At 71.4% G+C, this 6140-nt stretch carries 12 protein-coding genes; 3 read left to right on the forward strand and 9 right to left on the reverse strand.

From position 1 onward, the window contains the following. Positions 1 to 35: 35 nt before the first annotated feature. The 8 genes from RM844_RS30525 to RM844_RS30560 form a co-directional block, all read right to left on the reverse strand. Positions 36 to 263 carry a hypothetical protein gene (locus RM844_RS30525; protein WP_311670682.1) on the reverse strand — a complete coding sequence of 76 codons (228 nt, stop codon included), beginning with the start codon at positions 261 to 263 and terminating at the stop codon, positions 36 to 38. Then, positions 260 to 793, reverse strand: coding sequence for a hypothetical protein (locus tag RM844_RS30530; RefSeq protein WP_311670683.1), 534 nt, complete (start codon positions 791 to 793; stop codon positions 260 to 262). Before RM844_RS30530 ends, RM844_RS30525 begins: the two co-directional genes overlap by 4 nt. Positions 794 to 803: 10 nt before the next feature. After that, positions 804 to 1889 (reverse strand): phage recombination protein Bet, encoded by a 1086-nt coding sequence (gene bet / locus RM844_RS30535; protein ID WP_311670684.1) that lies wholly within the window; start codon positions 1887 to 1889, stop codon positions 804 to 806. Between the two features lie 106 nt (positions 1890 to 1995). Further along, on the reverse strand, positions 1996 to 2577 hold the full coding sequence (locus tag RM844_RS30540; RefSeq protein ID WP_311670685.1) for a hypothetical protein: 582 nt from the start codon (positions 2575 to 2577) through the stop codon (positions 1996 to 1998). Next, positions 2574 to 2942, reverse strand: coding sequence for a hypothetical protein (locus tag RM844_RS30545; RefSeq protein ID WP_311670686.1), 369 nt, complete (start codon positions 2940 to 2942; stop codon positions 2574 to 2576). The genes RM844_RS30540 and RM844_RS30545 overlap by 4 nt, the downstream gene beginning before the upstream one ends. Further along, positions 2939 to 3109, reverse strand: a complete 171-nt coding sequence (locus RM844_RS30550) for a hypothetical protein (RefSeq protein ID WP_311670687.1) — start codon at positions 3107 to 3109, stop codon at positions 2939 to 2941. The genes RM844_RS30545 and RM844_RS30550 overlap by 4 nt, the downstream gene beginning before the upstream one ends. Positions 3110 to 3204: 95 nt before the next feature. After that, a complete protein-coding gene (locus RM844_RS30555; protein ID WP_311670688.1) occupies positions 3205 to 3531 on the reverse strand; it encodes a hypothetical protein in 327 nt (108 codons plus the stop codon). Continuing rightward, positions 3528 to 3731 (reverse strand): helix-turn-helix domain-containing protein, encoded by a 204-nt coding sequence (locus RM844_RS30560; RefSeq protein ID WP_311670689.1) that lies wholly within the window; start codon positions 3729 to 3731, stop codon positions 3528 to 3530. Before RM844_RS30560 ends, RM844_RS30555 begins: the two co-directional genes overlap by 4 nt. Before the next feature lie 202 nt (positions 3732 to 3933). Between RM844_RS30560 and RM844_RS30565 the strand changes: the two genes are divergently transcribed. The 3 genes from RM844_RS30565 to RM844_RS30575 all read left to right on the forward strand — a co-directional run bounded on the left by RM844_RS30565 (position 3934) and on the right by RM844_RS30575 (position 6038). Next, positions 3934 to 4416, forward strand: a complete 483-nt coding sequence (locus RM844_RS30565) for a helix-turn-helix transcriptional regulator (protein WP_311670690.1) — start codon at positions 3934 to 3936, stop codon at positions 4414 to 4416. 106 nt (positions 4417 to 4522) lie between these two features. Continuing rightward, on the forward strand, positions 4523 to 4711 hold the full coding sequence (locus tag RM844_RS30570) for a hypothetical protein (RefSeq protein ID WP_311670691.1): 189 nt from the start codon (positions 4523 to 4525) through the stop codon (positions 4709 to 4711). Between the two features lies 1 nt (position 4712). Then, positions 4713 to 6038 carry a tyrosine-type recombinase/integrase gene (locus RM844_RS30575; protein WP_311670692.1) on the forward strand — a complete coding sequence of 442 codons (1326 nt, stop codon included), beginning with the start codon at positions 4713 to 4715 and terminating at the stop codon, positions 6036 to 6038. A gap of 27 nt (positions 6039 to 6065) precedes the next feature. Here RM844_RS30575 and RM844_RS30580 read toward each other — a convergent pair. Further along, positions 6066 to 6140: acyl-CoA dehydrogenase family protein (locus tag RM844_RS30580; RefSeq protein WP_311670695.1), on the reverse strand; the 75-nt coding region annotated here is incomplete at its 5' end.

Consider the following 6140-nt stretch of genomic DNA (forward strand, 5'->3'; position numbering starts at 1 on the left):
GCCGGCCGGGCCGTGTCACCGGCCGGCGGGACCGGTCAGGGGGTGTCGGCGAGGCCGTGGCGCCGGAGGGCACCGTCGAGGTCGGCGGCCAGCTCGGCGGCCAGGGCGGCCCGCCACGCGTCCAGCTCGGCCTCGCCGGGCGTCGGCTCCGGCACGGGGCCCGTGGACCGGGTCAGGCCCGGCAGGTGCGCCAGCACCACCAGCCCCACACCCACGGCGATCAGGCCGGCCGCCACCGCGATCAGCGGCACGTAGGCGCTCACCGCGCACCGTCCTCGCCCGCCGGCTGGCCGGTGATCTGCGGGATCGCGAGGTGCGCCAGCGCCCCCGACCTCCACGCCTCGGCGATCGCCTCCCGGCCGCCGTCCACCGGCCGCACCGAGTGCGACGCCGCGCGCGTCGCCCGGATCTCCACACCCGGCACGTCGTGCACCTCACCGGTCTCCGTGTCGCAGACCTGCGCGACCCCGGCGGCCGTCATCTCCTTCAGCAGCCGCGTCGCGAACGCAGTCCGCACCTCGGTGACGACCCTGCTGACGACCTCGGGCGGGTAGGTCTCCCGTACCCACGCGAGGAACTTCTCCGCGTCGGTCACCGCGGCGGCTGGCTTCGGCGAGGTGCGGGAGATCGTGGCCACCTTCGTGCCGTCCGGCAGCCGCGCTTCCACCTGCCCCACGCCGACGTCGTCCAACTCGCACTGCATCGCGGCCCGCACGTCCTTCAGCCGCTCCGTGACCGTGTCGGCGAGGGTCTTCAACGCGGCCTCTTCCAAGGCCAAGTCGCTCAGCTTCATCAGGGCCTCCTCAGGCGGCGGTGCCGCGCAGCTGCGCGAGCAGGTCACGGATCGCGGCGGCCGACACGTCGGCCAGCGGGGCGCCGAGCGCCGAGTAGGCGTCGGACTCGATGTCGTCCAGCTGCATCTCGGCGGCGAACGCGCGCAGTTCGGCGACGGCGGCGGCGTGCTCGTTCACCGTGGCCGGGGCCGAGTCGGGCAAGATCTCGGCGTCCACCGCCTCCTCGGCCGGCTGCGGGGCGCCGGCGGCGCGGGCCTTCCCAACCTCGGCGATCTGCTCCAGGTACACGGGGCGGGCGCCGTCGGCAGCGGCCTCCCGGTAGATCCGACGGATCGTGTCCGCGTCCGGCGCCTGGTGAGCTTCGTGCAGGTAGTCCCGGCCCTGCGCGGCGGTCTGCGGCTGCTCCGGCGCCGGCGTCGCCCACGGGTCCGGCTCACCCGCCGGGACCCGCCGAAGGTGCCGGGCCGGAGCGGAAGCCGGCGCCGGGGCGTCCGACTGCTCGGCCTGCGCCATCTCCTCGGCCGTGTACACCCCGGCCAAGTCATGCGGGAACGCCATCCGGAGGGCGAGCGCCTCGGCGCACTTCGCCGTCATGGTCGCGGGCATCTTCGTCCACAGCCCGATCGGCGCGCCGTCCCGGTTGGTCTGCGCGTACTCGCTGTACTTCGCCACTGCGGGGAACCGTTGTCCGTCGCGGACGACGACCACCTTCGCGGCGGCCGGCGGCTCACTCGACAACCACACGTCGAACCACCGGCCCGACGCGTCGCACCACACCGTGTCCTCGTAGCCGAGGGAGTGTCCGGCCTTCGCGGCGGCGCGGTGCGCAGTAACCCGGTACCCGTCGATGCTCGTCTGCGGAGTGAAGACCTTCCGGCCGGCCCTCCGGTCGTACCGGCCGATCAGGTAGATCTGCCGGGAGAACGGGTCCAGCTGGGTGCGCTGGCAGAGGTGCAAGAAGCTGGACAGCTCGGCGCCGGTGACCTCGTTGTCGATGCCCGACTGCTGGAGCACGGCGGCTTGCTCGGGAGTCCATGCGGTCTGGTCGGAGCGGATGGCGAGGGCGCCGCCGTGCTGCGTGATTTCGGTGCTCATCGATGCCTCCAGCGGCGCAGGGTGGTGATGGGGTGGTGGTCGCCGTCGGCGGCGAGCTTCAGCGCGGCCAGTCCGGCGCCGGCAGCGGCCAGCATCAGGGCGACGATCACGACCCACCCCCGGCCAGCCGCATGAGCCGTTCCAGGTCGGCTTGGTCGTCCGCGTCGAACTCGTCGGGCCGGAGGGACATCTGGTCTGCGGCGAGTTCCAGCGCGAAGGTGAGGAACAGTCGCGCGGAGTCCCGCAGCGCCTCGCCCGGCGTCGGGCCGGCGTCCGCGTCGTCGGCGAGGCGCCGCAGGTAGTCGGCCGCGTCGCAGTGGCAGGCCATGTAGCCGGTGTCGCGGTCGTCCGAGCCGTGGTCGGGGCAGTCCGCCACGATCTCGTCGGCCGCGTCCCGCAGCGCCTCGCCCGGCGCCGGTCCGGCGGGCCGCGGCGGGGCGGCGGACAACTGCTCCTGCTGCTCAGCCACCACCGCGCGCGCCGCGTCACGCTGCTGCGTCAGGTCCGCGACCTGGGCCCGCAGCCGGGCGACCTCGGCAAGCAGCGCGGCACTGTCGGCCTGCTGGCGTGCAACGTCCCGGTAGAGCCCCAGCGGCCAGCTCGCCAGAGCGGACACGCGGCGGGCGTCGTTCAACCGCTCAGCCATCTGATCCAGCCGCTTCGGCGTCAACTCGGTGTGCTCGCTCATCGGGCACCGCCCTCGCCCTGATCGGCGGTCGGCTCGTCCGTCGGCAGCCACGCCGTGACCTGCACGGAGACGCTCCCGAACGAGGCGTGCAGCGTCGTCATCTGCGTCCAGCCGCCGGTGGCCGACTCCAGTGCCTCGCCGTCCTGCTGGCGCCGCTGCTCCCCGCCCAGCAGTCGGGAGACGGCCTCCAGCAGCTCCGGCCCGTGGCTGCCCACGGACGTGACGCGCAGCGCCGGGTAGCCGCCCGGCTGCCGGCCCACGTCCCACGTGACGACCGTCGGGTCGTCGACGCCGGGCACGGTCGCCAGGAGGTTCAGCAGCTCGCCCATCACGGCGTGAAGGTGGCGGATCGTCGGCTCGCTCATGCCGCCACCGCCCAGCTGCGCCCGGCCGTGGCCAGCGCGGCGAACGCGGCGTCGTGCTCGTCGAGCAGGTGGCGGATCTCAACACGGTCGACCGGCAGCGCATCGCGCAACTCGCGCACCCGGTCCGGGTCGGTGGGGATGGTCGTGCGGGTAGGCTCGTTCGTCACGGCCTACTCCTCTCTCTCATTGGTGTGGTGGGGTAGGTCAGGCGCCGTGGCTGCGGCGCCCGGGCCGCCCTCGGGCGGCCCTTCCACGTGGGGGATCAGGCGGCGGCGCGGAGGCGTCGGACGGCAGGCGCGTAGGCCTTCGGCGTCCGCTCGTTCGCCTCGGCGATCAGCCGCAGGTGGCGCGCCGTGAGACGCGGGCTCTTGCCCACGTAGGTGCACGGGATGCGTCCGTTCTGGCACGCCTCGATCACCCAGTTCGGGGTCTTGCCGAGGATCGGCGCAGCCTCCTCGGGCGTGAAGAACTTCAGCTCCAGAGCGGCGCCGCTGACGCCGGCCAGCGCCTCGACACCGGCGGCGAGCCGCGCGATCAGGTCGGTCAGGCCCGGCGGGGCCTCAGCGGGGTCCACGAGCGTCGTGGTCACGGGTTCTCCCTAGTGATGGCGGCGACTGGGACATCCAGCGCTGCGGCAATCCGTTGCAGGGTCTCGGGGCTCGCCCCCCGCTCGCCGGACTCGATCCGGTGCAGGAAGACGTGGTCCCGGTCTATGAGCTGCGCGAAGCAGCGGAGACTCACCTGGTGCGTGGTTCTGAGGGCCTTGATTGCGGCCCCGTTCGGTCTCACGGGAAGAATCTAACCCGTTAAAAACCATGAAAGCAAGGCGTTGCGCCGGACTCTAACGGATTCTGCGGGCTTCTCGGCCGGTCAAGCGGCGCACGGGCGGCGCACAGAGGCAACGTTTTCCATGGGTTTCCACCCGTTACTGCTGGTCAGATCGGGTTACCACTCGGTGCGTGTTGCCTAGCCGTGCGGCATGATGAGTCGCATGACTGCCGACTGGAGTCGCCTCGCGGCCAAGATCAAGACCCGGCGCCGCGAGCTAGACCTCACCCAAGCCGGCCTCGCCCAGCGGGCCGGCGTGTCAGAGTCCTCCGTCTACCTCGTGGAGGGAGGTCGCGAGCGGAAGCGGCTGCCGACCACCATGCCCGCCATCGAGGCAGCGCTCGGCTGGGACTCCGGATCAGCCGAGGCGATCCTCGGCGGCGGCGAACCAGCAACCGTCGCCAGCCCGGCGGCCGGGACCGTCGGGGGCGGTGAACTGGCGGACGGGATGCCCCTACGCCTGAGGCACGAGCTTCGCCAAGGGCACGTCGTCGACTCCGCCGTCGTGGACCGCCCCGGCGCCGGACGCTTCATCGTGGTCTGGAAGACCGACGACGCGGCCAGCGAGCCCACCGACGAGGACCTGGCCGAGTGGAGCCGCATCCACCGCGCCCTACATGGCATTGACGGCGAGTCAAGTAACTGAGAACGCACGCAGATAGTCACTAAATGCGCATAGCCCGTTTACGCACAGCACCCACTGTGTCAGGATTCAGTCACCGCAAGGGGGACATCCTGAGTGAGGGGGCGCCATGGTGCGCGCGATCCGTGTACCCGAACTGCCGGGCGGGGCAGCGATCATCATCGACGACCAGCCCGGATCAGTCATCATCTGGATCAGAGACACTCTGACCGCCGGGGAGGTGGCCGACATGCTGGCCGAGGTGTGGAGCATCAGCGAGCAGCGGGGCCTCTGGCGGCGTATGCCCGCGGCCGCCTGACATGGCGCACGCCGAGAAGCGCGGCAAGTGGTGGCGTGGTCGATACAAGCGGCCCGACGGCAGCTGGGGGAGCGTCAGCCAGGACGACGACGGCCAGCGCTTCCGGACCAAGAGGGCCGCCGAGCAGTTCGCCGAGCAGTTGGAGGCAGACGTTCGGCGGCGGACCTTCATCGACCCTCGGAGTGGGCGGTCCACCGTCGCCGACTGGGCAGCGGCGTGGATTGAGTCCATCGAGGTGGGGCCGCTGACCCTGCGCGACTACCGCAGTCGCCTGGCGGCCTCGATCCTGCCGCGGTGGGGCGCAACTCCCGTGGGGGACATCACTCCCGTCGCCTACACCACCTGGGAGCGGCAACTCCGCGAGGAGGGATATGCGGAGAACTCGATCTCCGGCATCCGGAGTCTGCTTCGTACCATGCTCGACGACGCAGTCGCCTCCAAGTTGCGCGTCGACAACCCGGTGCCCAGCAGGAGGAAGGGGCGGCGCGGGAAGTACGTGTCCAAGCGGGGCGAGCCCAAGCGCGTCTACCCGAACGCCCGGCAGGCCCTGTACGTCGCCCGGAACGCGCTCGCACTGCGCGGTCTGCCGATGTACGCCATGGTCCTCACCAGCTACTACACCGGACTGCGAATCGGCGAGCTGGCCGGGCTCACCCGGGATCGACTACACCTGGATGGCGACGATGCCGGGCCCCGAATTCTGCTGGAGCACCAGTCGCAGTACGTCGACGGGAAGCCTGCGCTGATTCCCGCGAAGTACGGCTCGGGGCGCGGGCTCATCATCCACCGTGGACTCGCCGACCTGTTGCGGCGCCTGCTCGAAGCTCAGTCGGGGGAGTGGGTGTTCACCGCGCCAAAGGGTGGGCGGCTGCTGATCGGCGGCGACTTCTACAGCTACACCTGGCGACCCATCGTGGACGGGCGTGCACCCATCCCGTCGCGCCGCGGGCACGGGGCGCAGCCCGGAATCCGGCCGGTCCTGGGTATGGCCGGTCTGGACCCCCACGGTCTGCGCCACGGGCAGAAAGTGGCGCTGGACGAGGCTGGGCACCCAAGGGTCGCCGTCGAGGAGCGCATGGGGCACACCCTGCAAGGCGTAGAGGGGGTCTACAGTCACACGACGCTCGCGATGGAACTGAAGATCGCGGAGACGCTGCAGTCCCTCTGGGAGGACTCCTTCCGTCCGTCGCTAGACCGTGGCTACGGGCCCATGCCGACGACCGAGGAGCAGGAGAAGTTGATCTCCCAAAAATCTCCCAAGCGGCCCCGGAAGGTCCCCAGGCAGCGCTCCGCCTCAGCCGACGCAAGCCAGTCGACCAAGGCGTAAGCGCCCGCTGACCTCCCGTGGCGCGGGTCAGGGCAGGTTCCTCGCCATCACGATCCGCTGGATCTGGTTGGTGCCCTCGTAGATCTGGGTGATCTTGGCGTC

The sequence above is a fragment of the Streptomyces chisholmiae genome, from assembly GCF_031845445.1.
GTDB lineage: Bacteria > Actinomycetota > Actinomycetes > Streptomycetales > Streptomycetaceae > Streptomyces > Streptomyces chisholmiae.